Consider the following 24,625-nt stretch of genomic DNA (forward strand, 5'->3'; position numbering starts at 1 on the left):
ACCGAGAGGCCTGCGCCAGAAGAGGTGCGGATTATAGGCCCAGCAGAAACTACGTCAACCAATTATTTCAGTTTTATGGATATTAATGCCCATTGTCATGCAAACACCATCTTTACACGCTGATACAGCACTCGGACATAGCCAGAAGACAGGCCATAGATACGACAAGGCCGCTGATGAAACCCATCAGCGGCCTTGTGGCAATACTATGACCGGCGCTTACTCCGCAGTTTTACGGCGCCGTAACTGCAACAAGTACTGCACCGGTCCAGAGGCTGCATAGGCCAGGAAGATGATCAGCAGAATGCGTGGAGGATCACTGAACACCACAGCGAAAACCAACACCACCGCCAGGATGGCCACGAAGGGCACCCGCCCCTTCAGATCGAGATCTTTGAAGCTGTGGTACTTGATATTGCTGACCATCAGCATGCCCGCAGCTGCCACTAGGATGGCTATTACAAAGGCCATGTTGGAGCCCTGGATGCCGAAGTCACTGAAGGCCCACACAGTACCGGCAACAACGCCAGCCGCAGCCGGGCTAGCCAAGCCAATGAAATAGCGCTTGTCTGCACTACCTATCTGCGTATTGAAGCGAGCCAGGCGTAGTGCCGCGCCAGCGACGTAGATGAAAGCGACCATCCAGCCAACCTTACCCATACTGCCCAGCGCCCACTCGAAGGCCAGCAAAGCGGGCGCTACGCCGAAGGCGACCATATCGGACAATGAGTCATATTCGGCGCCGAACGCACTTTGTGTATTGGTCAGTCGCGCCACCCGACCATCGAGACTGTCCAGCACCATGGCCACGAACACGGCAGCCGCAGCCACATAGAAGTTGCCGTTTATTGCATTGATGATGGAGTAGAAGCCAGCAAACAGATTTGCGGTAGTGAACAGGTTGGGCAAAAGGTAGATGCCGCGATGACGGACTTTGCGACCTTCGGCATCGTGCCCCTCCTCTACATGCTCATCGATGGGTAGCAAGCTTTCGGCGTCTGGGGCCGATTGGGGCTCTTCTGGACGTTCGCTCATGAACAACACCTTGCAACTGATTTGGAGAATTTCGACAGACGTTGCCAATCAGGGTTCGCCGCCAGCTTTGACTCAATAATCAGGCTTTATACCAGAAGCCTTGGATCAGAATGAAAAAACGCGGCATTGGCCGCGTTTTTTCTCACATGGACAGACCTTAGTTCTTGGTCTTGTCGACGATCTGGTTGGCAGTGATCCACGGCATCATGGAGCGCAGCTTCTCACCTACCACCTCGATACCATGGGCCGCATTATTGCGACGATAGGCAGTCATCGACGGGTAGTTGGCAGCGCCTTCCTGGATGAACATCTTGGCATATTCGCCGTCTTGAATGCGCTTGAGAGCGTTGCGCATGGCTTGACGGGACTCGGCGTTGATCACTTCCGGACCGGTCACATACTCGCCGTACTCGGCGTTATTGGAGATTGAGTAGTTCATGTTGGCGATACCGCCTTCGTACATGAGGTCCACGATCAACTTCAGCTCGTGCAGACACTCGAAGTAGGCCATTTCCGGTGCATAACCAGCTTCCACCAGAGTCTCGAAGCCAGCCTTGACCAACTCGACACAACCACCACAGAGAACAGCCTGCTCGCCGAACAGGTCGGTTTCGGTCTCGTCCTTGAAGGTGGTTTCGATAATGCCGGTACGACCGCCGCCCACGCCCGAAGCGTAGGACAGTGCGACGTTCTTGGCATTGCCGGAAGCATCCTGATAGATAGCGATCAGGTCAGGAATACCGCCGCCCTTGACGAACTCGGAACGCACGGTGTGCCCCGGAGCCTTGGGTGCGATCATGATCACGTCGAGGTCGGCACGCGGCACAACCTGATTGTAGTGGATCGCGAAACCATGGGAGAAGGCCAGGGTGGCGCCTTTCTTGATATTCGGCTCGATTTCGTTCTTGTACAACTGGGACTGGAACTCGTCCGGAGTGAGGATCATCACCAGATCTGCAGCCGCTACAGCAGAAGCAACGTCGGTCACTTTCAGACCATGGGCTTCGGCCTTGGCTACAGTGGCAGAACCTTTGCGCAGGCCGACAGTGACGTCAACGCCGGAGTCTTTCAGGTTGCACGCCTGGGCATGGCCCTGGGAACCGTAACCGATGATGGCGACTTTCTTGCCCTGGATGATCGAGAGGTCGCAGTCTTTGTCGTAATACACTTTCATGGAAAATTCCCCTTATTACCTGGCCTCTAAGGCCGTTCGCTAAAGATTTAGATGCTGAGTACTTTGTCGCCACGGGCAATACCCGTGACACCACTACGTACGGTTTCCAGGATTGCGGCGGCGCCAATTGCCTGGATAAAGCTGTCCAGCTTGTCGCTCGTGCCGGCCAGCTGAATGGTGTAGACGCTGGTATTTACGTCAACAATCTGTCCGCGGAAGATATCGGTGGTGCGCTTGACCTCGGCACGCTGGGCGCCGGTCGCCTTGACCTTGACCAGCATCAGTTCGCGCTCGATGTGCGCGCTCTCTGACAGGTCGACCAACTTGACCACTTCGATCAGTTTGTTGAGGTTCTTGGTGATCTGCTCGATCACCTCATCGTGGCCTACCGTGGTCAACGTCAGGCGCGACAAGGTCGGGTCTTCGGTAGGTGCCACGGTCAGACTTTCGATGTTGTAGTTGCGCTGCGAGAACAGACCGACCACACGGGACAAGGCGCCTGGTTCGTTTTCCAGCAGCAGGGAAATAATGTGTCGCATGATTAAGTACGCTCCGTCTTGCTCAGCCACATATCGCGCATCGCACCGTCTTTGATATGCATCGGATAGACGTGCTCACTGGTATCGACCTGAATATCGAGGAACACCAGACGGTCTTTCAGCGCGAACGCCTCCTCCATCTTCGGCTTCAAGTCTTTCAGATCGGTGATACGCATGCCGACATGGCCATAGGCTTCCGCCAGCTTGACGAAATCGGGCAGCGACTCCATGTAGGAATGCGAATGGCGGCTGCCGTAGTTCATGTCCTGCCACTGACGCACCATGCCGAGGGCGCCATTGTTCAAGTTGACGATTTTCACCGGCAGATCGTACTGCAGACAGGTCGAAAGCTCCTGAATGTTCATCTGGATACTGCCTTCGCCAGTCACGCAAGCTACGTCAGCATCGGGAAAGCTGAGCTTGACACCCATTGCCGCAGGGAAACCAAAACCCATGGTGCCCAGGCCGCCGGAGTTGATCCAGCGATTGGGTTTATTGAAGCGATAGTACTGGGCCGCGAACATCTGGTGCTGACCGACGTCGGAAGTGACGAAGGCATCGCCATGAGTCACTTCACTGAGCATCTCGATGACGGTCTGCGGCTTGATGATGCTGCCGTCACCCTTGTCGTAGGGGAACATGCCGCGACTGCCACGCCACTCCTCGATCTGCTTCCACCAACTGGCGAGCGCCTCTTTGCTTGGGGTCTCGCCGATCTCCTTGAGAATCGCGACCATCTCGGTCAGCACACTCTCCACCGGGCCAACGATCGGGATGTCCGCCTTAATGGTCTTGGAGATCGAAGCCGGGTCGATGTCGATGTGGATGATCTTGGCGTTCGGGCAGAACTTGCTGGCCCCATTGATAACCCGATCATCAAAACGGGCGCCGACAGCGAGGATCACATCCGCATGATGCATGGCCAGGTTGGCGGTGTAGCTGCCGTGCATGCCAAGCATGCCGAGGAATTGACGATCGGTACCTGGGTAGCCACCCAAGCCCATCAGGGTATTGGTCACCGGCAGGTTGAGCATCTGCGCCAGTTCGGTCAGCGGTGATGCTGCGCCGCCCATGATCACGCCGCCGCCCGCATAGAGGATCGGCCGCTTGCCGCTCAGGAGCAGTTCCGCCGCCTTGCGGATCTGACCGGAATGGCCACGCAGTGCCGGGCTGTAGGAGCGCAGCTTGACCTTCTTTGGGTAGACGTATTCGAATTTTTCCGCTGGATTGGTCATGTCCTTCGGAATATCCACGACAACCGGACCGGGACGACCGGATTGCGCCAGATAGAAGGCTTTCTTCATGACTTCTGGAATTTCCGAGGCATGCTTGATCATGAAGCTGTGCTTCACGATCGGCCGGGAGATACCGATCATATCGGTTTCCTGGAAGGCATCGGTCCCAACCATGTTGCTCGGCACCTGGCCAGACAACACCACCATCGGAATGGAATCCATGTAGGCGGTGGCAATGCCGGTAATGGCATTGGTCGCACCAGGCCCGGAGGTCACCAGCACCACGCCGGCTTTACCAGTGGCACGGGCATAACCGTCAGCCATGTGCGTCGCCGCCTGCTCGTGACGAACCAGGATGTGATTGACTTCCGGCTCCTTGAACAGGGCGTCATAGATATGCAGCAGGGCACCACCAGGGTAGCCATAAATATTCTTAACGCCTTCGTCACGCAAGAAGCGGACGACCATTTCAGCGCCGGATAAAAGCTCCACGTTGTTCACCTCTAAAACGCCAGAAACCGCCCAGAAGGAGGCGGTCTAAAATAGGTTTACTGCCAAGCAGAGCATGAGCGACGGTGGTCGCCGACTACGTCAGCTACTACTGAGCAAGTATTGGGAATACTCCAAAGTGTTGCGGAGTCTTCCCACCCAGCGCGAGGTAACGCGTTACGGGTGAAACAGGTCGGCGCGGGTACGCGCCTCATGTCTGCTGAGCTAAAGCCTGCTTGCGGCGGACTCCACTACAGCGAACGTCGAATTGTTCTGATTCGTCGAGGGCAAGTCAAGTCATCCGTGATGGATTCTGCAATCAGGGGGGTATTTTCGCTGATCTACCGAACTGAGCCAGCACCCCGTGGCTTGCGCTTGCGGAGCAGGGGCAAATAGTCGATCAAATGCCCACGTGCTGTGACACAGCGCAGGATGACGATTCCACCGTTTTGGTTATAGTAGCCACCAGGTATCGCCGCTCTTAAAAAGGAAACAGCATGCGCCGTATGATCCTCACCAGTAGCTTGCTGCTCGCCCTGAGCGCAAGCGTCATGGCCAGCCAGGTATACAAATGGGTCGATGCACAAGGGGTCACTCATTTTGGCGCGCAGCCGCCACAAGGCCAGCAAGCCACCACCATCAATACCGCCGCCCCACCAGCGAAGACTGTCGAATCTGTTGCAACGCCAACCTTCGAGCGCATCGCCGACCCGGAGCAAGCCGCTATCGATGAGAAAGTGAAGCAGGAAGTCGCAAGCCAGGAAATAGAGCGTAAGAAATACTGCGAAACCGTGCGAACCAGTCTGTCACAGCTGGAAAACAATCCGCGCGTGCGTGTCGAAGTCGACGGCGAAGTACGTCGCCTGAACGAAGAAGAACGGCAGCAGCGCATCAGTGAAGCCAAGCAGGCCATCGGCAAGAACTGCAAGTAACCCGCCACGCGGACAATGCTCTGGAGGGGATGCGGCCTCAGGCCGCACCACAAATCAGCTGGTCGAACTCACCAAGCAACCTGATTAGAACGCGGGCCTGCTCACTGCGTTCGCCATAGACCTGTTCAGCCATTGGTTGAATGCCGCACGCCTCTGGCAGCGGGGCACCGCTCTCGAGCAGGTTCTTCATGCGTGGCAGGAAAATCCACTGCAGCCATTGCTCGAACGCCAGCGTATCGACGCAAAAAGGTTGCTGACTGGCCAGCGCCTGGTCGCTCGGCGCCTGATCATCCCACCAGCCCTGCAACCGCAACTCACGCTCGATCAGCAATAACTGCTGTGCAATCGCCGGTACACGAGCGTCCATTAGAGGCTGACCCGCGCCCGCTCACGGGCCTGCGCCGCCCCGACGGGATCGCCCTGACGCTCACGCGCCTGGGCAATCAGGTTCCATAAGCTGGCCTGCAGTGCTGGGCGGCCACTGGCATAGCTCAGGCCACGACGAGCGAACTGCTCGGCCTGGGCCGCGTCGCCTTGGGCCAAACGCACTTCAGCCAGACGATAGAGCACCTGCGGCTCGCGTGGAGCTATACGTTGGGCACGCTCCAGACTGGACGCGGCACCATTCAGGTCACCACTGCCTTGCTGCTGCTGGGCGGCGGTGAGCAATGCCAGCACCGGACCATCCAGCTGTTCATCGGCGGCCAAGCCGCCGGCGCTCGGTATCCCACTCGGCATCGAAGGCGACGGCGAGCCGTAACCTGACTCGCTGATGACGGGGGCCGTACTGAAAGGCTGGCCGCCCCCATCTCCACCAATCGGCGAGCTCGGGGCCGGAAACGTTTGAATCGGCGCCGAACTGCCAGCGGCACCGGGCACCATCACCACCACGCCGGAATCCTGCGGCTGGCTCTGCGGCGACTGGGCAGTCGAACGGCCATAACCACCCGCACCAGCCTGCTGCTGGCCATAAACAGAAGAGCTGGCATCGACAACAGGGATGGAGCCGCGCGGCACACTGGCACAACCGCCCAGCACTGCCGAGGCGGTTAAAGCAGGAATCAACCACTTAATCACGTCACACCCTCTTCACTTAATCCAACCAACCACGTACCCAATCCATCACCGAATCGACCGGGGCCTGAATACCACAGGCCTGACCAGGGACGGGCTCACTGCCGCGAATATACGGCATCTGCACGGCATTCGGGCAGCTCGGATCGGATCCCTGGCCACTGGCGGCATTTACCCACGCCTGGACCACGTTATCCGGCAACGGCATATCCAGCGGCAGCGGATCGGCCTTGATCATGAAATCCGTCCACACCTGCAAGGCGCCACTCGCACCCGTCAGCGGTGTCGGGCCATTATCATCGCGACCGAGCCAGACCACCGCCAGCAAATCCTGACTGAAGCCGGCGAACCAGCTGTCACGCGAATCATTACTGGTGCCGGTCTTGCCAGCCAATGCCAATGAGCTGGGCAAGCGGCTGTAGACCGAACGTCCGGTCCCCTCACGCATGGTGCGTTGCATGGCGTTTTGCAGCAGGTATATCGCCCCGCCATCGAAACGTTGCTGAATCTGATAAGGATAGCGCTTGAGTGGCTCACCGTCGGCAGTCAGCACGCTACGGATACCTCGCAAAGGGGTGTTGAAGCCGCCGTTGGCCATGGTCTGATACATACCCGCCACCTCCATTGGAGTCAGCGCGCCAGCGCCCAGCAACATCGATGGATAGGCCGGCCATTGGCGCGCAACTCCCAGACGCTCAAGAGTTTTGAGTACGTTCGGCACGCCCAGTTCCAGCCCCAGCTTGGCACTGGACAAGTTGTAGGAGTGGGCCAGCCCCTGGTACAGGTAGACGGTGCCGTGAGACTTGTGATCATAGTTTTGCGGGCTCCAGACTTGGCCGTCCTGCCCCTTGATCGAGAAGGGTTTATCCTCCAGAAAACTGGTCAAGGTGTACTGGCTTGGACGTTCCAATGCAGCCAGGTAGATCGCCGGCTTGACCAAGGAGCCGATCGGTCGCAGTGCATCCAGGGCGCGATTGAAGCCGGCATAGCCCGGCTGGCGACTCCCAATAAGCACCTGCACTTCGCCAGTTTCCGGGTTGGTCACGACCATTCCGGCCTCAACCTTGTCCACCCCCTTGCGCCCGGACAGGCGTTTCAGCGAGTCGGCCAGGGCGCTTTCGGCCTTGAGCTGGAGAATCGGGTCAAAGCTGGTAAAAATACGCAGACCTTCTTCGGTCAAATCCTCTTCGCGGTAATCCTCACGCAACTGGCGCTTAACCAGATCGAGGAACGCCGGGTACGAGCTATCGGCCATGCTGCCGCGCTGGGTCACGCCGAGCGGCTTCTGCTTGGCCGCAACCGCCTGCTCGAGCGTTACCACGCCCTGCTGGACCAGCACATCAATCACCAGATTACGCCGCACCATGGCCCGTTCGGGATTGCGCCGCGGGTTGTAATAGGTTGGGCCCTTGACCATACCGACCAGCAGAGCCACCTGCTCGAGCTTCAACTCGGCCAGCGGCTGACTGAAGAAGTACTGACTGGCCAAGCCGAAACCATGCACCGCGCGGGCGCCGTCCTGGCCCAGAAAAACCTCGTTGAGATAGGCCTCGAGAATATCCTGCTTGTCGTAATGCAGCTCGAGCAGCACCGCCATCATGGCCTCGGTGGCCTTGCGGATCAGGCTGCGCTCATTGCTCAGGTAGAAATTCTTCACCAGCTGTTGAGTCAAGGTGCTGCCGCCCTGGACAACCTGCCCGGCCGTGGCATTGACCCAAACGGCGCGCGCAATCGACTTGGGCGACACACCCCAATGATTGAAAAACTCGCGATCTTCGACCGCTACCAGGGTTTCCACCAGATAGGGCGGCACCTGCTCCAGCTTGATCAGCAAGCGGTCTTCCTGATGGGCCGGGTACAATCCACCGATCAACATCGGTTCCAATCGAGCCACAGCCAGGCTGCTGCCATTGGCCTGGCTCAGGCCGGCGACGTAATCGCCGGAAAAACGCACGCGGACCTGCTGTGACGGCTCACGGCTTTCATAGAATTGGAAGCCGCGCGTGTGCAACTCGAGATTATTACCGGCTACCGACACGGCGCCCGGACCATTGGCCGCACTCTCCCGGCGATAACCGAGGGCGTCCAGCTCCTGGAGGAAGTCACTCTTGGTCAGTTTCTGGCCGACGAACAGCTCCAGCGGCCTGGCATAGACCTTGGCCGGGACGGTCCAGCGCTTGCCGGAAAACTTCTCCTGCACCACTGCATCGAGGTAAACCGCAAAGCCGGCGAACACCACCAAGCCAACCAGACCAAGCTTGAAAGCCCAGCCCAACCAGGGGCGCATGCCACGCGAGCGGCGCTTTGAACGAGAACGAGGAGATCGGGTACGAGTCATGGCGCGGCATTATACGCACTTTACCGAGGACAAGCAGGCGCAGTCCGGCGGTTTGCACAGCGGCTCTCAACGGCCATAATGCCCGCCTCTTATTTGTTTGAAAGCCAAGGATCGCCCGTGAGCCAAGCCCTGATTGCCGCCCTGCAGAACCCGGCCCTATACCCCCATCCGGTAGAGGCTTTCCAGGTCATCGAGACGCATATCTCCTGGGTGGTGTTGACCGGCCCCTACGCCTACAAGATCAAGAAACCGGTTAATTTCGGCTTCCTCGACTTCACCGAACTGGCCGCTCGCGAACACTTCTGCAAGGAAGAGTTACGTCTCAATCAGCGCCTCACTCAAGGCCTGTACCTGGAAGTCCTGCCGATCAGCGGCAGTATCGACGCACCGCAACTGGGTGGCGATGGCCCAGTCATCGAGTACGCCCTGAAAATGCGCCAGTTCCCTCAGGACCAGTTGCTCGCCGAGGTGCAGGCACGCGGCGAACTCAGTGAGGCGCATGTCGATGCGCTGGCTGAACAGATTGCCCTGTTCCATCTCGACGCACCACAGGTACCCCTGACCCATGAGCTGGGTTCACCAGAAGCGGTAATGGCGCCAGTCAGGCAGAATTTCGAACAGATCCGCCCACTGCTCTCGGACAAGGCCGACCTGCAGCAACTCGATGCTCTGCAAGCCTGGGCTGAGAGCAGTTTTTCCCGGCTCGAGCCACTGCTGGCGCGGCGCAAGGCCGAAGGCTTCATTCGCGAATGCCATGGCGATATCCACCTGGGCAACGTCACCCTGCTCGACGGCGAGGTAGTGCTGTTCGACTGCATCGAATTCAACGAACCCTTTCGCCTGATCGATATCGCCTCGGACGCCGCCTTCCTCGCCATGGACCTGGAAGACCGTGGCCTCAAGGCCTTCTCCCGACGTTTCGTCAGCGCCTGGCTGGAGCGTACCGGCGACTATGCGGCGCTTGAATTGCTGAACTTCTACAAGGCCTACCGCGCCATGGTGCGTGGCAAAGTCAGCCTGTTCCGCCTCGGCCAGGAGACCGATGCGGTCCAGCGCGCAGTAATCCTGCGCCAATACCGCCGCTACGCCGTGCTGGCGGAGAGCTACAGCGCTATCCCGTCGCGCTTGCTGGCCATTACCCATGGGGTTTCCGCTGTTGGCAAGAGCCACGTGGCCATGCGCCTGGTCGAAGCCCTGGGGGCCATCCGCCTACGTTCGGACGTCGAGCGCAAGCGCCTGTTCGGCGAACAGAACAGCGCCGACAAAGACCAATTGGGCGCCGGCATCTACAACCAGACCGCCAGTGATGCAACCTACCAACGCCTGCATCAACTGGCCGATGCCGCGCTGCACGCCGGTTTCCCGGTGGTGATCGATGCCACCTACCTCAAGCAGGCGCAGCGCCAGGCGGCCTGCCAGATTGCCGAAGACACCGGCGTGCCCTTCCTGATTCTCGACTGCCACGCCCCCGACGCCGTGATCGCCAGCTGGCTGGCACTACGCCAGGATCAGGCCCAGGATCCCTCCGACGCGACGATGGACGTGATCAAGGCCCAGCAAGCCAACCGCGAGGCTCTCGGCCAGGACGAACTCGCCCACAGCACGCGGGTCGACACCCATGAAAGCGCCAGCCTGGACAGCCTGGTCGCGCGGATTCGTCAGCACCTGCCAGGGCTGTAAGCGCCGCGACAGCTAAACAGCCGCGACGGGCAAAGCGCGTCGCGGCTTCTATACTGGCAGGGACCCCACCACGGACGTCCCGCTCATGAGCCAGCCTTGTCACCTCGATAGCCCGCTCTACCACCTGCTGCAAAATGAAGACATTGCCGGCTTCAATGCCCAGAAACCCAAGGACGGCGAGGTGGACCTGTGCAATGGCGACTTTCGCGGACTTGACTTACGCGCTATCGACGCCAAGCGCATTAACTTCAGCGACGCCTACTTTCGCGGCACGGATCTGCGCGGGCTTGATTTGCGCGAAGCCCTACTTGAAGGCGCCAGTCTGGCCCATGCACAGATTTCCGGCGCCTACTTCCCAGCCGACCTGAGCGCCGACGAGATACTCATGTCGGTTAATTTCGGCACGCGCCTGCGCTACCGCACGCGATGAACATGAGCGAAATTGCCCAACTGTTCGGCGCCAATGCCGGGGCCTATGCCAGTTTCCGCCCACACTACCCGGCCGCCCTGTTCGACTGGCTGGCCAGCCACTGCTCCGAACGGCAATACGCCCTGGACATCGCCTGCGGCAATGGCCAGGCAAGCGTGCCATTGCGTCGGCACTTTGCCCAAGTGCTGGCCTGCGATGCCAGTCTCGATCAACTGCGTGCCGCCGAAACGCCCGCCGGCATCAGCCTGTTCGCCGCCAAGGCCGAAGCCCAACCCCTGATCAGCGCCAGCCTCGATTTGATCGTGGTCGCCCAGGCCCTGCACTGGTTCGCCACCCCGGCTTTCTTCGCCGAGGTCAGGCGACTACTCAAACCCGGCGGCCTGTTCGGCGCCTGGTGCTACAGCCTGATGCGCATAGATAGCCCTCTGGATGAACTGATCGACGACTTTTACCGGAACACTCTCGGCGGCTATTGGCCACCAGGGCGCGCCAGCGTCGACAGTGGCTACCGTGATATCCAGATGCCCTTCCCGCGCCTCGAACCACCTGAGTTTGCCATCGAGGCACACTGGAGTTTTCCCCAGCTGACCGGCTATCTGCGCACCTGGTCGGCTGTGCAATACTGGGAGCGCCAACAGGGCCGCGATCCGGTCAGCGAACTGGAGCCTGCGCTACTCAGGGCCTGGGGCGATATCAAGCAGCCACGCTTTGTCCGTTGGCCACTACACTTGCTGGTAGGCATCGCGCACTGAGTGTTTGATCAACTGCTCGCCAACAGCGCAAGGAGGCTCGATGAATGACGAATTACAACATTTGAAGAACCTTGGCAAAACCTCCGCACAATGGCTGCATGCCGTCGGCATCCACAGCGCCAACGATCTGCGCAGGCTAGGTGCGGTCGATGCTTACCGCGCGGTACGTGCGCGCGGTTTTCGCGCATCCAAGGTTTTGCTCTATGCCATTGAGGGCGCCTTGCTCGATGTGCACTGGAGTGAATTGCCGCCCGCCCACAAAGCCGAACTGAATGGTCGGCTCGATGTTTGTCCGACAGACAACAAGAGCTAGCTCACAACCTCCGCGCACAGTGATTTACCTATGACCTGGCACCGCCTATTGTCTCAGGGACGTTCGTGCGCTTTAGCCAGACTAGCCAGTTCAAGGAATTACGCTCATGTATTTACTCGGGGAGCAACCGGCTTACGCCGACCAACTGATCAACCGACTGCAAAGCATCCCCACCCAGTTATTGGAAGGCCTGACCCCCTGCGGGGACGCCCTGCAACTGGAGCGCGCCGAGGACCTGGCTCAAGAACTGCCGGAGAACCAGCTGTTCATTATCGAGAATGGCTTGCTGCATGCCTCGGTCGATGACCGCCCGCTGTTCTACCTACAGGAAGGTGACCTGGTCGGCCTGCGCCAGGGCATCGATCTGCCCAGCTGCCGCTACAGCAGCGAAGAGTCGCTCAGCCTGATCCCTTATTCGCGCAGTGAGGTGTTCAAGCACATCTATGTCAGCGAGCCGCGCCAGGAGCTGTTCATCCAGTACCTGATCGGCCACACCGCCCTGCTATCTGACGCTCTGGCGCGCCTCAAGCAACCGGAAATCCGTCCCGCGACAGGCTTCCAGCACTTCGCCGCCGGTGAAGAATTGATCCAACAGGGCGATGCCGCCGATCATGTGTTCATCATCATCGAGGGCCACGCCACCGCCTATGTCGACGGGCACAAGGTCGGTGACGTACAGAAAGACGAGATCTTCGGCGCCATGGCCGTCTTCACCCGCGAGAAGCGCAGTGCCACCGTGCTAGCCGACGAACCTTGCACGGTGATGGTGATCCCCAAGGAGCAGTTCCTCAGCCTGATGCAGAGCAACCCGCGTATTGCCCACAGCCTGATAGAGAGCATGGCGCGGCGGATCGACCTGTTGAACAAGGAAGTGACCCAGCTGCGCCTGCCTGAAACCGCCTGACAGCCTGTTGCGCGTCGCACTCGAAAACCCGGCCATGCGCCGGGTTTGCTGTTTCTGTCCCGCCCCAGGCAACGGCCAGGAATTATTTCGGCAAAGGCGATTGACTTGCAAATGATAATCTCTATCATTGGCAACAGCTGGTCGCGAGATCGGCGGATAAGCTCAAGAGACCTGCAATCGGCCTCTTCAGATTATCTCCTCATCAGGCTAATCACGGTTTGACCCGGCTCTTGCCGGGTCTTTTTTTGCCCGGCAGAATTTGCCCAGCAGAAAGTGCTCGCCGCCCGATCGTCCAGCGCCTAAGTGAGGACGCGGTGGTGAGCCGAAGCGGGACACTGCCCGACCACCCTACGCCGCGTCGAGCCCGGCGCTTAACCTGCGCTCAATATTCGAGCTTGGCGTAGAGGGTCTTGCGCGATGCCTCGCGCGCCTGCTTGAGGGTGTGAATGCCACGTTCGGCCAGCAAGGGGATCAGCTTGAGGAACACCTCGCCCGTGACCATGGCATCGCCCAGCGCGGTATGCCGGCCCACCACAGGCACACCGAGGCGGGCGGCGATCTGCTCCAGGCGATGTTCGTCGGCGGCATGCCCCGGATGCACCAGGGCGGACAGCAGCAAGGTATCGAGTACGGGCTGGATAAAGCGGATGCCGGTCTGCGCCTCCTTGAGTTGCAGGAAGCGCATGTCGAAGGCGGCGTTGTGGGCCACCAGCACCGTATCTTCGGCAAAGCGCTGAAACAACGGCAACACCTCGCCGATGCTCGGCTGCCCCGCCAGCATCTGTGGCGAGAGGCCATGTATCAGCTGTGACTCGCGCGGAATCGCGCGGTGCGGGTCGATCAATTGCTCGAAGCATTCCTGCATCAGCAGCCGGCCATTGACGATACGCGCCGCACCGATCGAGATAATTTCGTCACCCTCGGATGGCGCTAGCCCGGTGGTTTCGGTGTCGAACACGGTGTAGGCCAACTCGCGCAACGGCAGTTCGTCGAGTTCGGGGGTCTGCCCCGGCTGGCTGAACAGGTCGAAGTCGTAATACACCGGGCGCCCCTGAACCCGGGCGGGAAGCGGCGCCTGCACTTCCGGCTGGCTCACCGGCAACTGCAGATACAGGCGATTATCGCCGCTGAGCGCATCGGCCTGGCACCAGAGTTCGCCGCCGTGCCGCTCCAGCACCTCCTTGAGGGTAGACGCGGCGGCATCGTCTTCGGCAACCGGACTGCACGACCGCTGCTCCCACTCATGCAACTGCTGGGGGTCGAGCGCCATCCCGCTCCAGCGCAGGGCCAGGCGTACGAAACGGCCTTCGACGGCCAGTTCGAACGTCACCTCGCGAATGCCCAGCGTGGCGACCATGGCGCCCATCAACTGAGTCAGCGCCTGCACCAGGGAATAGCTGTCCAGGCTCAACCAGAGCGACTCGTCGCCGCCCTGGTAACGGACGGTGACACCCAGCGTGGCGGCAAAATTACGCTGCAGGGCAAGCAGCAGATCGGTCGCCAGCATGTCCTCGAGCGGCCACTGCGGGCGCAGCAGGTCGGCATGCTGGCTCAGCACCTGTTCGAGATGCTGGGAAAGCCGCTGCGCCTCATCGCTGATCACCTTACCGAAGCGCTGGCGGTGCTCGGCATCCATCTGCGGGTATTGCTCGACGGTTTCCGCAGCCGCGCGAATATTGCCCAGCGCCGCCCGGGTACCTTCGGTCAGTTGCTGCAACAGCGCATCGCGGCGACTGTTGAGTTCGACCGAGCGGGTGATGTCATCGAGGATCAGGACGAAACCGATCAGCTCGCCCTGCTGATCCAGCACCGGGGCCATCTGCGCCCGCAACAGATTGGCGCCACGGGCCGTGACGAAATGCGCCACCGGACTGGGATTGTCCTGCTGCAGACGCTGCCTGACCCGCTCCAGGGCATGCACGATCAGGCGCTGGTCGAGAATGCCAAAGATCGAGCGCCCCAACCCAACCGGCGCACCAGCCGGGCCAGCGGCGTCCGGCTCCAGCAACAGGCTGGCGCTGCTGTTGTAGAGCAGGATGCGGCCCTCGCGATTACACACCAGCACGCTTTGGTCGAGCTCCGACATCAGCGCGGCCAGACGATTCTTTTCCTGCTCGAGACGGGCATTGGCTTCCTCGATACGCACCGCCACCTCGCGCTGCAGGGCGCAATGCGCCTCGGCAAAGGCATTCAGGGCAGCACCCAGCCGACGCATGTCGCGGCTGCCCGTAAGAGCCACGCGGTGCGCGGGGTTGACCCGGTGGATGATGCCGACCTCCTCGCTCAGGCGGATCACCACCTCCGGGTAGGCTGCCAGCCACAGGCGCAGGAGCACGCCGAACGGAATCAGCAGCAGCCCGCAGAGCACCACCAACAGCGCGCCACGCCCGGCCAGCAGCGAGAGCACGGCGGCGCGCTCCTGGCTGTTCAGGTCGGCCCACAACAGCCCGCCGGCAAGCGCCAGCAAACTGCCAAGCAGCAGACTGAGGATGGACAGCCAGAAGGCGAAACGCAGACGTGGACTCATCGACTAGTCGACCGCCAGCTGCGCGCCGATCTGCGCCAGCAACTCCTGGGTCGAGAACGGCTTGGTGATGTAGGCATTGGCCCCCAGCGCCAAGCCCTTGCTGATTTCGACCTCGCGGCCCTTGGCCGTCAGCATGACGATGCGCATGTGCTGCCAAGCCGGATTCTCGCGGATCTTCTGGCACACGTCGAAACCGCTCAGACGCGGCAGCATCACATCGAGCAGCACCAGATCAGGCGGTTGCCGCTCAATGGACTCCAGGGCCTCCTGACCGTCGTGCGCCACCATGACCTGATAACCGGCCTGCTCGAGCAGGAACTCGAGCGAGATGACGATGTTCGGTTCGTCGTCGGCGATTAATACGGTTTTGCTCATACTCCATACTCCGTCTCGCGGCCCGCGTCTGACGCGGCCGCATTCGCCTGCCCCAAGGGCAGAGTAAAGGAAAAGGTCGCCCCCTGTCCGCGCGCACTGTTCACCCATAACCGGCCGCCGAAGTGCTCGATGATCTGCCGGCTGATCGGCAGCCCCAGACCGGTGCCCTGCGGCTTTTCGGTGAGGTTGTCACCGGCCTGGCGAAACTTCTCGAAGATGGTCTGCTGATCGGCCGGGTCGATACCGCAGCCGTTGTCACGCACGTCCACTTGCAACGCCTCCGGCAGCACCTGCACGGCGATGCCGATGCGCCCCGCCTCGCGGTCGCAGAACTTCACCGCATTGGCGATCAGATTGAGCAGCACCTGCAGCAGGCGATCGCGGTCGGCCAGCACCGGCGGAATCTGCGCCGGCAGCTCAAGGCACAGTGCCACGCCCTGTTCCTGCAACAGCTGGCTGGTGGTGGCCTGGGCGTCCTCGATCACCTCCTTCAGGTCGAGCGCGCTGGTGTGCCATTCGGCACGGCCCGACTCGAGCTTGGCCAGGTCCAGCACCTGGTTGATCATCCGCGTCAGGCGCTCGCTCTCCTTGACGATGATGCCGACGAAGCGCGCGCGCTGTGCTGGGTCCAGCTCGGGGTTGTCGTTGAGAATCTCGGAGAAGGCGCGGATCGAGGTCAGCGGCGTACGCAGTTCGTGGGTCACGGTGGAGATGAAGTCGTCCTTCAAGCGATCGAGTTCCTGCAGCCGCGCATTGGCCGCGCGCAGTTCGCCGGTGGCGACTTCAAGTTCGTGCGACTGCTGCTCCAGGCGGCGGCTGTAGGCGAGCACCTGGGAGGCTTCGTCGAGGATGCCGAGCACCTCGTCCATGCCCAGCGGCTCCTCCTGCACCACCGAGGCCAGCATCACCCGCGCCGAGGCGGCACCAATCGCACCCGCCAGTTGTTGCTCGGCGAAGTGCACCAGATCGGCATCCGGCACCAACTCGGCAGCGGACGCCAGGCCGCGCTGCGCCGCGTAGCCGGCGAAGGCCTCGCGGGCCCGCGCCGGACCGAGGAAGCGCCCGACCAGGGCAATCACCTCCGTCACCGAGGCGCTGCCGCGCCACAGGCTGGAGCCGCGTCCGGCGACCTTGAAGGCATCGACGAACAGCAGCGCCTGGGCATGCTCGCGGCTGCTCTGCCGACCGAACAGCGAGACGCCGACATAGGCGCCGAGGTTGGCCAGCAGGCTCCAGAACAGCGAGTGGCCGATCTCGTCCAGCCCCGCCAGGCCGAACAGCGCCAGCGGCTTGAGCCAGGCGATGGCCAGCGGCCCCTGCTCGATGAAACTCAACGGCAACCAGCCGGACTTGGCGAACGCCGGCAGCAACAGGGTATAGAGCCACAACAGAAAGCCCAGCGACAGGCCACTCAAGGCGCCGGCGCGGGTGCCCTGCTTCCAGTACATGCCGCCGAGCATCGCCGGGGCGAACTGCGCCACCGCGGCGAACGACACCAGGCCGATCGAGACCAGCGCGTAGGCCTCGCCCGCCGCGCGGTAATACACATAGCCGAGCAGCATCAACAGCAGGATGGCGCCACGGCGGATGCCCAGCAGCAAGCCCGAGAGGTCCGCCCGCTGCGCCAGGCCGAGGGCCTTCCAGCGCAGCAGCAGCGGCATCGCCAGGTCGTTGCAGATCATCGTCGACAGCGCGATGGTCTCGACGATGACCATGCCGGTGGCGGCCGACAGCCCACCGACGAACACCAGCAGCGCCAACGACTCCTGGCGCAGGGCCATGGGCAGGGTGAGGACGAAGGTATCGGCATCCACCGTGCCGGCGGGAAAATGCATCAAGCCGGCGAAGGTGATCGGCAGGACGAAAATATTGATCGCCAGCAGGTACAGCGGAAACAGCCAGATGGCCTTGGCCACGTGGTTCTCGTTGACGTTCTCGACCACGCTGATCTGGAACTGGCGCGGCAGAAACAGGATCGACAGCATCGACAGAAAAATCAGCGAAACCCAGGAGCCATAAGTCCCGGCAGGGCCGCCGAGGGTCAGCAGCTGGTCGACATCGGGCAAACGCGCGGCCTGCTCGAATACGTCGGCGAAACCATGGTAGAGGCCGAAGGTGACGTACAGACCGACCGCCAGAAAAGCCAGCAGCTTGACCAGCGACTCGAACGCGATAGCCGCCACCATGCCTTCATGGCGCTCGGTCGCGTCGAGGTGGCGGGTGCCGAACAGGATGGTGAAGGTCGCCAACAGCAGCGCCACATAAAGCGCGGTGTCCTGCAGGGGGCCGAGCGCCTGGCCCGAGTTCGGCATTTGGATAGTCGGGTACTGCCAGAGAATCAGGAAGCTGCTGGACACCGCCTTGAGCTGCAGGGCGATATAGGGAATCACCCCGACCACCGCGATCAGCGTGACCAGTCCGCCCAGCAGCGCGCTCTTGCCATAGCGCGCGGCGATGAAGTCGGCGATCGAGGTGATGCGATTGGCCTTGCTGATGCGGATCATCTTGCGCAGCACCAGCCAGAACAGCGCCGCCATCAGGGTCGGCCCGAGGTAGATCGGCAGAAAGCCGACGCCACTGACCGCCGCCCGGCCAACGCTGCCGTAGAAGGTCCAGGAGGTGGCGTACACCGCCATCGACAGCGCATAGATGTAAGGATTGGCGATGATCGAGCGGCCGGCATCGGCGCGCTTGTCACCCCAGTAGGCGATGGCGAAGAGGATGCCCAGGTAGGCGCAGGAGGTCAGCAGGATCAGGCCAGCGAGCGGCATGGGCAGCGCCTCCTCATCGGCTCGAGCACTCGACGACCAGGATCATCGCCACAATCAGCAGGGCCCAGGCCACGAACAGGTAGGCAAACAGCAGCGGAATACCGAACACCTCGCCACCGCTATCGAACAGCGCCAGCAAGGGATAGCTGAACAACAGACAACCCAGCATGAACAATGCCACCAGCCGCTGTGCCCGCAGTGTGCGATTGGCCATAGCCCGTACCTCCTGAGGCTAAGTGTGGCCGATTATTCGCCTGGCGCACTGCGCGACCATGGTAGGGGGCGCGCACCGGCGCACGCCTCTTGCCGCGCAGGCTGAGGCACCAAGCCTGTCAGGCGGTGGCAAGGTTAGGTTCGCATTGGCTGGCGCGAGGCGCTGCTCGTAGCTGCAACCGGACGGCGTTGCGCTGCAGCCGCAAAATCCGCCCCGCCAAGGAGACGGAAAGCCCAGGCAACGTCTAGCAGGCTGTTGAACAACTACCGGCGTTGCCATCGCTGCGTTAAACACAGGCTCGCGTGCGAGCCCAGTCCGTTTTCGCCTATTGTTGCGGGGCCGCCATCGGTAGTGCGCTGGCGGCCTCGCCTACGTTTTCAACGGCCTGCTCACGGCCGGACCGCCGTGAAAAATCCAACGCCTAGCTGGCGAAATCGGCGCAGTAGTCGCGCACCGGCCACGCCGGGGTGTACCAGACGTAATCGGCAGCAGCGGCGCTGACCGTCTGGCCCTCTTCAGCCAGAATCAGCACCCGGCTGGCGGCTTTATCACCCAGGTCCACCAAGTGCAGCGGCACGCCCAAGTCGCGCCGCACGTGAAAGGTGCCGGCGAACAACAGGCCGGGCTGTGGCGCCGCCTCCAGCGCCGTGGCCATGCGCCGGTCGCGCTGCTGCTGCACGGAAAGCATGGCCGGCAGCTTGCTCTTCGGCAGTTTGCCGCAATGGGAGGTGCCGATCTGCGCCAGCAAGGGCCCCTGCACCAGCGCCGAGGTGGACAGTGCGCCGCTCAACGCCGGACGCTTGCGATAGACCTGGCGCACTTGCGCGCGATTCAGATTGGCGGCCAGCAGCGGGTACGGTTGGGCGAGGGCATGTCGCACAATCGGCCCATACAGCTTCCAGGACCAACCCGCCTGCCAGGCCAATGCCGCCGGCAGATCGGTGACCGGCTGACCCTCGGCCATGCGTGCGCGCACCGCGTCGACCCGGCCCTGCTGCTCTGAGGTGAGCATTTCCAGCAGCAGGCTGCCCTGCGCCCGTTGCGTCTCCAGCGCCTGCAGCAACCAGAGCTGCAACGCGTGATGATCGGGATTGTCATGCGCCTCACCGACCAGCACGCGGGGCGCGGGGGCCAGGTGTTCGATCAGTTGCTGCGGACTCAGGCGCTGCCCCGTGTGCAGATCGACGATCTGGCCCGGATCGGCATGCTCGCGCCCTGCGGGGCTTTGCCAGGCAGGCAGCGGCGGCAGCGAGGCCTGGCAACCGGCCAGAAGGATGGCGACGAATACAAGCAACGTGCGCATATGGAAATCCTTGTTGTTTTAGAGGGCTGGCAGAGCTGGGCACTGGGGGATGGCTGAAGCGTCATCCTCCCGGTCTCGTAGCGATTGCAGATCAACCTAGGCAAAGAGTAGCAGCGGGCAAGCAGTAGTTGCGCCCAGCAGATGACTCTAGCGCGCCACGATCAGCGGATGCCCGCGCTCCGGATGGCGCTGCACCAGTACTTCCAGGCCGAATACCGCCTGCAGCGGCTCGGCGCGCAGGACCTGCTCCGGACTGCCCAGCGCATGCGACCGACCGCGATCGAGCAGCAGCAAACGGTCACAGTAACGCGCGGCCAGGTTCAGGTCATGCAGGATCACCAGCACCGCCGCGCCCCGTTCGGCAAAGGCCCGAGTGGCCTGCAGGGTGGTGTGCTGGTGCAGGGGATCGAGCATCGAGGTCGGTTCGTCGAGCAACAGGGTCTGCCCCTCGCCACCCGGCCAGAGCTGGGCCAACACCCGCGCCAGGTGCACGCGCTGGCGCTCGCCGCCGGACAAGGCCAGGTAGCTGCGCCCGGCCAGGTGGGCCGCATCCGCCGCCTGCAGCGCTTCGTCGACGACCTGCGCATCACGCAGCTGACCGCTGGCATGGGGCAGCCGGCCCATGGCCACGACCTCCTCGACGCGGAAGGCAAAATTCAGCGTCGAGGCTTGCGGCAACACCGCCAGCCGCCGGGCGCGCTCGGCGCCCGGCCAGTCACCGAGGCGGCGCTGAGCGAGCCATACCTGGCCGCGGGACGGCGGCAGTTCGCCGCAGAGCGCACCGAGCAAGGTGCTCTTGCCGGCACCATTGGGGCCGAGCACACCGAGCACTTCGCCGGGCCGCAGCTCCAGGTCGATATCCGCCAATACGGTCCGGGAACCGCGTTGCACCGCCAGGTTTTCCGCTCGCAGCATCAGGCCCGCCCCCGCAGCAACAGATAGAGAAAGAACGGCGCGCCAATCAATGCGGTGACAATGCCGATCGGCAGTTCCGCCGGCGCCAGCAGCAGCCGCGCAGCCAGGTCGGCGAACAGCAGCAGGCTGGCGCCCGCCAGCGCCGAGGCCGGCAGCAGCACGCGGTGATCCGGGCCGACCAGCAAGCGCATCAGGTGCGGCACTACCAGGCCGATAAATCCGATCATCCCCGCCGCCGCCACTGCGGCGCCGACGCCGAGGGCGGTGCAGAACACCAGTTCACGCTTGATCCGCTCCACGGCAAAACCCAGGTGGCGCGCTTCCGACTCGCCGAGCAGCAAGGCATTCAGCGCCCTGGCCCGCCGCGGCAACCACAGCGCCACCGCCAGGGTGACCAGCAGCAACGGCCACAGCCGCGCATAGCTGGCGCCATTGAGGCTGCCCAGGTTCCAGAAGGTCAGGGTGCGCAGGGTGGTGTCATCCGCCAGGTAGGTGAACAGGCCAATGGCCGCGCCCGCCAGCGCGGTCAGGGCGATGCCGGCCAGGAGCATGGTCGCCACGCTGGTCTCACCGTCGCGGCGACCCAGGCGATAGACCAGGGCAGTGACCCCGAGGCCACCGATAAAGGCGCAAAGCGATAACAGGTAAGGCGCGAAAACCTCCGGCAGGCCGCCCAGCGCCGCGCCAGCGACAATCGCGACCGCCGCGCCCAGCGCCGCACCGCTGGAGACCCCGACCAGGCCAGGGTCGGCCAAGGGGTTGCGGAACAGCCCCTGCATCGCCACTCCGCACAGCGCCAGCACCGCACCGACGGTCAGGCCCAGCAGGGTGCGCGGCATGCGGATCTGCCCGAGGATCAGCTCGGCCTGCTCCAGCTCGACGCCCCCCACGGGCATGCCGAGCAGGCGCAGTGCCGCTTGCAGGGTATCGGCCAGCGGCAGGCTGACCGGCCCCAGCGCCAGGGATAACCAGAGCGCGAGTGCCAGCAACAGGCCCAGCGCGATAAACAGTGAGCGCGGCTGAATGACGGGATTCATGGCGTGGGCTGGGCTTCTGCGGTCAAAGGGTGGCGGGCAGGATAAAAGGCTGTGCCCCAGGCCGCCAGTCAATCCCGTGCGGCGGGACAGTGCAAGCGCCAGTTTTTCTGCGCCTGCGGGCGGACTGCGCTTGGCAAGCCCGCGCAGTCCGGGATAATGCCCGCCTACTCTGGAGATGCCGATGATGCGTTTATGCGCCCCGAATGAGCTGGCCGAAGGTCAGAGCCGGGGCTTCGTGATTGACGGCGAAAAGCTGTTTGCCGTGCGCAAGCACGGCCAGGTGTTCGCCTACCGCAACCGTTGCCCGCACAAGGGTATCCCTCTGGACTGGCTGCCAGACCAGTTTCTCGACCACAGCGCCAGCCTGATCCAGTGCGCCACCCACGGCGCACTGTTTCTCATCGACTCGGGCGAATGCGTGGCCGGCCCCTGCGCCGGGCAATCGCTGCACGCGCTGAGCTGCGCGGAAGATCACGAAGGGATCTGGATCGACTGCTGAATTGCTCGGACCTATCTTCCTACGCAAGGCCGAACAACCCACGCCCCCGTGGCAGGCGCTTCAGCGGCGAGCTGCGCGCGGCGGCAGTCGCGGCTGAAGCCCCGCCCACAGTGGGTTACTCGTTTAAGTTCAGACCCGTAGCCCGGATTGCATCCGGGCTACCACAGCTTCGGTCCCCTTTACTGGCTTACAAATGCACCTCGAGCCGACGCACTAACTGAACCCCCTGCGGGCTGATATCCGCGCCGTAAGCCATTACTTCGACACCCGCCTCGACCGCGGCGCGCAAAGCCGCGGCGTAGGCCGGATCGATCTCCTCGGCCGGGCGCACCGCATCGATCTCCGTCAGGTTGACGCAATACAGCTGCACGGCACGAACCCCATCACGCGCCAGCGTCGCCAGTTCACGCAGGTGCTTGGCGCCGCGCTCGGTGCGCGCATCGGGAAACGCCGCCACCCGGCTGTCGGCATAGCCCAGGGTCACGCTCTTGACTTCGACGAACGCGGCGCCGTGCGGGTAATCCAGGCGGAAATCGATGCGGCTGCGCTCCTGGCCATAGGGCACCTCGCGCTTCAAGGCGCTGAAGCCGGCCAACTCGGTGATCAAGCCGCCGCGCAGCGCCTCTTCGACCAGGCTGTTGGCGCGTGCGGTATTGATCACCGCCAGGCGGCCCTGCGGCGTTTCGCCGATTTCCCAGGTGCCCGGCAGCTTGCGCTTGGGATCATTGCTACGACTGAACCAGACCCGCGCGCCTTCGCTCATGCAGTTGAGCATCGAGCCGGTGTTGGGACAATGGATGGTCAGCAGCTCGCCGCTGGCCGTTTCGATATCGGCCAGGAAGCGTTTGTAGCGGCGCAGCAGTCGCCCCTGTTCCAGCGCCGGTTCAAAGTGCATCGGGCCGCCAGCTTTTCAGGCCACGGGCAATCCGTTCGACGGCCTGCTGCAGGCGCGGCAGATCCTGGGTGTAGGCGAAACGCACATGCTGGCTGGCCAGGTGACGACCGAAATCCAGGCCCGGGGTGAAGGCCACATGTTCGGTTTCCAGGAAGTGCTGGCAGAAGGCGAAGGCATCGCCGCCAAAGGCGCTGATGTCCGCATAGAGGTAGAAGGCGCCTTCGGGCTCAACGGCAACCTTGAAGCCCAACTCGCGCAACGCCGGCAGCAGGAAGTCGCGACGACGGGCGAACTCATGCCGGCGCTGCTCGAAGATCTCCAGGGTCGCCGGCTCGAAACAGGCCAGCGCGGCATGCTGGGCCATGCTCGGCGCGCTGATATAGAGGTTCTGCGCCAGTTTCTCCAGATCCGCCACCGCCGCCGGCGGCGCCACCAGCCAACCGAGACGCCAGCCGGTCATGCCGAAGTATTTGGAGAAGCTGTTGAGCACGAAGGCCTCGTCGTCCACTTCCAGCACGCTGCTGGCGTCTACGCCATAGGTCAGGCCGTGATAGATCTCGTCGACCACCAGATGACCACCGCGCGCCTTCAGCGCCCGGGACAGCCCGCCCAGCTCCTCCCTGGACAACAGCGTACCGGTCGGGTTGGCCGGCGAGGCAACCAGCGCGCCGACGCTGTCCTTGTCCCAATAGCGCGCGACCAGGTCCGCGGTCAGCTGATAACGCACCTCCGGGCCCACCGGCACCAGTTGCGCGGCGCCCTCGACCAGACGCAGAAAATGCCGGTTGCACGGATAGCCCGGGTCGGCCAGCAGCCAGTGCTTGCCCGGGTCGACCAACAGACTGGTGGCCAATAACAGCGCACCGGAGCCACCCGGGGTAATCAAAATCCGCTCAGGGTCTATGCTCAGTCGATAACGTTGTGCGTAGAAGCCGGCAATCGCTTCACGCAGCGCCGGTATTCCTCGCGCAGCGGTATAGCGGGTATGCCCGGCCGCCAAGGCGGCTTGGCCGGCGGCGACGATCGGCGCGGCGGTGGTGAAGTCCGGCTCGCCGATCTCCAGATGGATTACATCGACACCGGCGGCCTGCAACTGGTTGGCGCGGGCCAGCAAGGCCATGACATGAAAGGGTTCGATAGCGCGGCTGCGCGCACTGTAGGACTGGGCCATGGACCTGCCTTGTGAGAGGTTGA

The 24,625-nt window shown here is 62.4% G+C and carries 23 protein-coding genes; 7 read left to right on the forward strand and 16 right to left on the reverse strand.

Going from position 1 to position 24,625, the window contains the following annotated elements:
- Positions 1-219: 219 nt before the first annotated feature.
- The 4 genes from pssA to PH586_RS22415 all read right to left on the reverse strand — a co-directional run bounded on the left by pssA (position 220) and on the right by PH586_RS22415 (position 4,475).
- The gene (gene pssA, locus PH586_RS22400; RefSeq protein WP_271350028.1) at positions 220-1,035 is read right to left on the reverse strand and encodes a CDP-diacylglycerol--serine O-phosphatidyltransferase; all 816 of its coding nucleotides are present in this window, start codon (positions 1,033-1,035) and stop codon (positions 220-222) included.
- 157 nt (positions 1,036-1,192) lie between these two features.
- Positions 1,193-2,209: a ketol-acid reductoisomerase gene (gene ilvC, locus PH586_RS22405; protein ID WP_238042333.1), complete on the reverse strand. Its 1,017-nt coding sequence runs from the start codon at positions 2,207-2,209 to the stop codon at positions 1,193-1,195.
- Positions 2,210-2,256: 47 nt separating this feature from the next.
- Complete coding sequence (ilvN, locus tag PH586_RS22410) at positions 2,257-2,748, reverse strand: acetolactate synthase small subunit (protein ID WP_238042334.1); 492 nt, start codon at positions 2,746-2,748, stop codon at positions 2,257-2,259.
- A 2-nt stretch (positions 2,749-2,750) separates the two neighbouring features.
- Positions 2,751-4,475: an acetolactate synthase 3 large subunit gene (locus PH586_RS22415; protein WP_271350029.1), complete on the reverse strand. Its 1,725-nt coding sequence runs from the start codon at positions 4,473-4,475 to the stop codon at positions 2,751-2,753.
- 494 nt (positions 4,476-4,969) lie between these two features.
- Between PH586_RS22415 and PH586_RS22420 the strand changes: the two genes are divergently transcribed.
- Positions 4,970-5,404, forward strand: coding sequence for a DUF4124 domain-containing protein (locus tag PH586_RS22420; protein WP_271350030.1), 435 nt, complete (start codon positions 4,970-4,972; stop codon positions 5,402-5,404).
- 37 nt (positions 5,405-5,441) lie between these two features.
- On the opposite strand, the gene PH586_RS22425 is transcribed toward PH586_RS22420, so the two are convergent.
- The 3 genes from PH586_RS22425 to mrcB are packed head-to-tail and all read right to left on the reverse strand — an operon-like array spanning position 5,442 to position 8,816.
- On the reverse strand, positions 5,442-5,771 hold the full coding sequence (locus tag PH586_RS22425) for a YqcC family protein (RefSeq protein WP_271350031.1): 330 nt from the start codon (positions 5,769-5,771) through the stop codon (positions 5,442-5,444).
- On the reverse strand, positions 5,771-6,481 hold the full coding sequence (locus tag PH586_RS22430; RefSeq protein WP_271350032.1) for a tetratricopeptide repeat protein: 711 nt from the start codon (positions 6,479-6,481) through the stop codon (positions 5,771-5,773). The genes PH586_RS22425 and PH586_RS22430 overlap by 1 nt, the downstream gene beginning before the upstream one ends.
- Before the next feature lie 16 nt (positions 6,482-6,497).
- Entirely contained in the window at positions 6,498-8,816 is a 2,319-nt protein-coding gene (gene mrcB / locus PH586_RS22435; protein WP_271350033.1) for a penicillin-binding protein 1B, read from the reverse strand.
- Positions 8,817-8,933: 117 nt separating this feature from the next.
- Here mrcB and PH586_RS22440 point away from each other — a divergent pair, with 117 nt between their 5' ends.
- The 5 genes from PH586_RS22440 to PH586_RS22460 all read left to right on the forward strand — a co-directional run bounded on the left by PH586_RS22440 (position 8,934) and on the right by PH586_RS22460 (position 12,895).
- Positions 8,934-10,496 carry a bifunctional aminoglycoside phosphotransferase/ATP-binding protein gene (locus PH586_RS22440; protein WP_271350034.1) on the forward strand — a complete coding sequence of 521 codons (1,563 nt, stop codon included), beginning with the start codon at positions 8,934-8,936 and terminating at the stop codon, positions 10,494-10,496.
- An 85-nt stretch (positions 10,497-10,581) separates the two neighbouring features.
- Positions 10,582-10,926: a pentapeptide repeat-containing protein gene (locus tag PH586_RS22445; protein ID WP_271350035.1), complete on the forward strand. Its 345-nt coding sequence runs from the start codon at positions 10,582-10,584 to the stop codon at positions 10,924-10,926.
- Positions 10,927-10,928: 2 nt separating this feature from the next.
- The gene (locus PH586_RS22450; protein WP_271350036.1) at positions 10,929-11,678 is read left to right on the forward strand and encodes a class I SAM-dependent methyltransferase; all 750 of its coding nucleotides are present in this window, start codon (positions 10,929-10,931) and stop codon (positions 11,676-11,678) included.
- 40 nt (positions 11,679-11,718) lie between these two features.
- Positions 11,719-11,991, forward strand: coding sequence for a TfoX/Sxy family protein (locus tag PH586_RS22455; RefSeq protein WP_271350037.1), 273 nt, complete (start codon positions 11,719-11,721; stop codon positions 11,989-11,991).
- Between the two features lie 106 nt (positions 11,992-12,097).
- Positions 12,098-12,895, forward strand: a complete 798-nt coding sequence (locus tag PH586_RS22460; protein WP_271350038.1) for a Crp/Fnr family transcriptional regulator — start codon at positions 12,098-12,100, stop codon at positions 12,893-12,895.
- Between the two features lie 382 nt (positions 12,896-13,277).
- On the opposite strand, the gene PH586_RS22465 is transcribed toward PH586_RS22460, so the two are convergent.
- The 7 genes from PH586_RS22465 to PH586_RS22495 form a co-directional block, all read right to left on the reverse strand.
- Positions 13,278-15,422, reverse strand: coding sequence for a 3'-5' exonuclease (locus PH586_RS22465; RefSeq protein ID WP_271350039.1), 2,145 nt, complete (start codon positions 15,420-15,422; stop codon positions 13,278-13,280).
- A gap of 3 nt (positions 15,423-15,425) precedes the next feature.
- Positions 15,426-15,797, reverse strand: coding sequence for a response regulator transcription factor (locus tag PH586_RS22470; protein ID WP_271350040.1), 372 nt, complete (start codon positions 15,795-15,797; stop codon positions 15,426-15,428).
- Positions 15,794-18,568, reverse strand: coding sequence for a sensor histidine kinase (locus tag PH586_RS22475; protein ID WP_271350041.1), 2,775 nt, complete (start codon positions 18,566-18,568; stop codon positions 15,794-15,796). The genes PH586_RS22470 and PH586_RS22475 overlap by 4 nt, the downstream gene beginning before the upstream one ends.
- Before the next feature lie 13 nt (positions 18,569-18,581).
- Positions 18,582-18,782, reverse strand: coding sequence for a hypothetical protein (locus PH586_RS22480; protein WP_271350042.1), 201 nt, complete (start codon positions 18,780-18,782; stop codon positions 18,582-18,584).
- A 421-nt stretch (positions 18,783-19,203) separates the two neighbouring features.
- Entirely contained in the window at positions 19,204-20,085 is an 882-nt protein-coding gene (locus PH586_RS22485; protein WP_271350043.1) for a ChaN family lipoprotein, read from the reverse strand.
- A 147-nt stretch (positions 20,086-20,232) separates the two neighbouring features.
- Positions 20,233-21,000, reverse strand: a complete 768-nt coding sequence (locus PH586_RS22490; protein WP_271350044.1) for a heme ABC transporter ATP-binding protein — start codon at positions 20,998-21,000, stop codon at positions 20,233-20,235.
- Entirely contained in the window at positions 21,000-22,037 is a 1,038-nt protein-coding gene (locus PH586_RS22495) for a FecCD family ABC transporter permease (protein WP_271350045.1), read from the reverse strand. The genes PH586_RS22490 and PH586_RS22495 overlap by 1 nt, the downstream gene beginning before the upstream one ends.
- Before the next feature lie 181 nt (positions 22,038-22,218).
- Here PH586_RS22495 and PH586_RS22500 point away from each other — a divergent pair, with 181 nt between their 5' ends.
- The gene (locus PH586_RS22500; RefSeq protein WP_271350046.1) at positions 22,219-22,536 is read left to right on the forward strand and encodes a Rieske (2Fe-2S) protein; all 318 of its coding nucleotides are present in this window, start codon (positions 22,219-22,221) and stop codon (positions 22,534-22,536) included.
- A gap of 187 nt (positions 22,537-22,723) precedes the next feature.
- Here the strand turns inward: PH586_RS22500 and sfsA are convergent, their stop codons facing one another.
- Both sfsA and PH586_RS22510 read right to left on the reverse strand, forming a co-directional pair.
- On the reverse strand, positions 22,724-23,431 hold the full coding sequence (gene sfsA, locus PH586_RS22505; RefSeq protein WP_271350047.1) for a DNA/RNA nuclease SfsA: 708 nt from the start codon (positions 23,429-23,431) through the stop codon (positions 22,724-22,726).
- The gene (locus tag PH586_RS22510; protein WP_271350048.1) at positions 23,421-24,602 is read right to left on the reverse strand and encodes a pyridoxal phosphate-dependent aminotransferase; all 1,182 of its coding nucleotides are present in this window, start codon (positions 24,600-24,602) and stop codon (positions 23,421-23,423) included. The genes sfsA and PH586_RS22510 overlap by 11 nt, the downstream gene beginning before the upstream one ends.
- Positions 24,603-24,625: the final 23 nt, after the last annotated feature.

Origin of the sequence: Pseudomonas aestuarii, from assembly GCF_027988105.1 — a bacterium.
GTDB classification, from domain to species: domain Bacteria; phylum Pseudomonadota; class Gammaproteobacteria; order Pseudomonadales; family Pseudomonadaceae; genus Aquipseudomonas; species Aquipseudomonas aestuarii.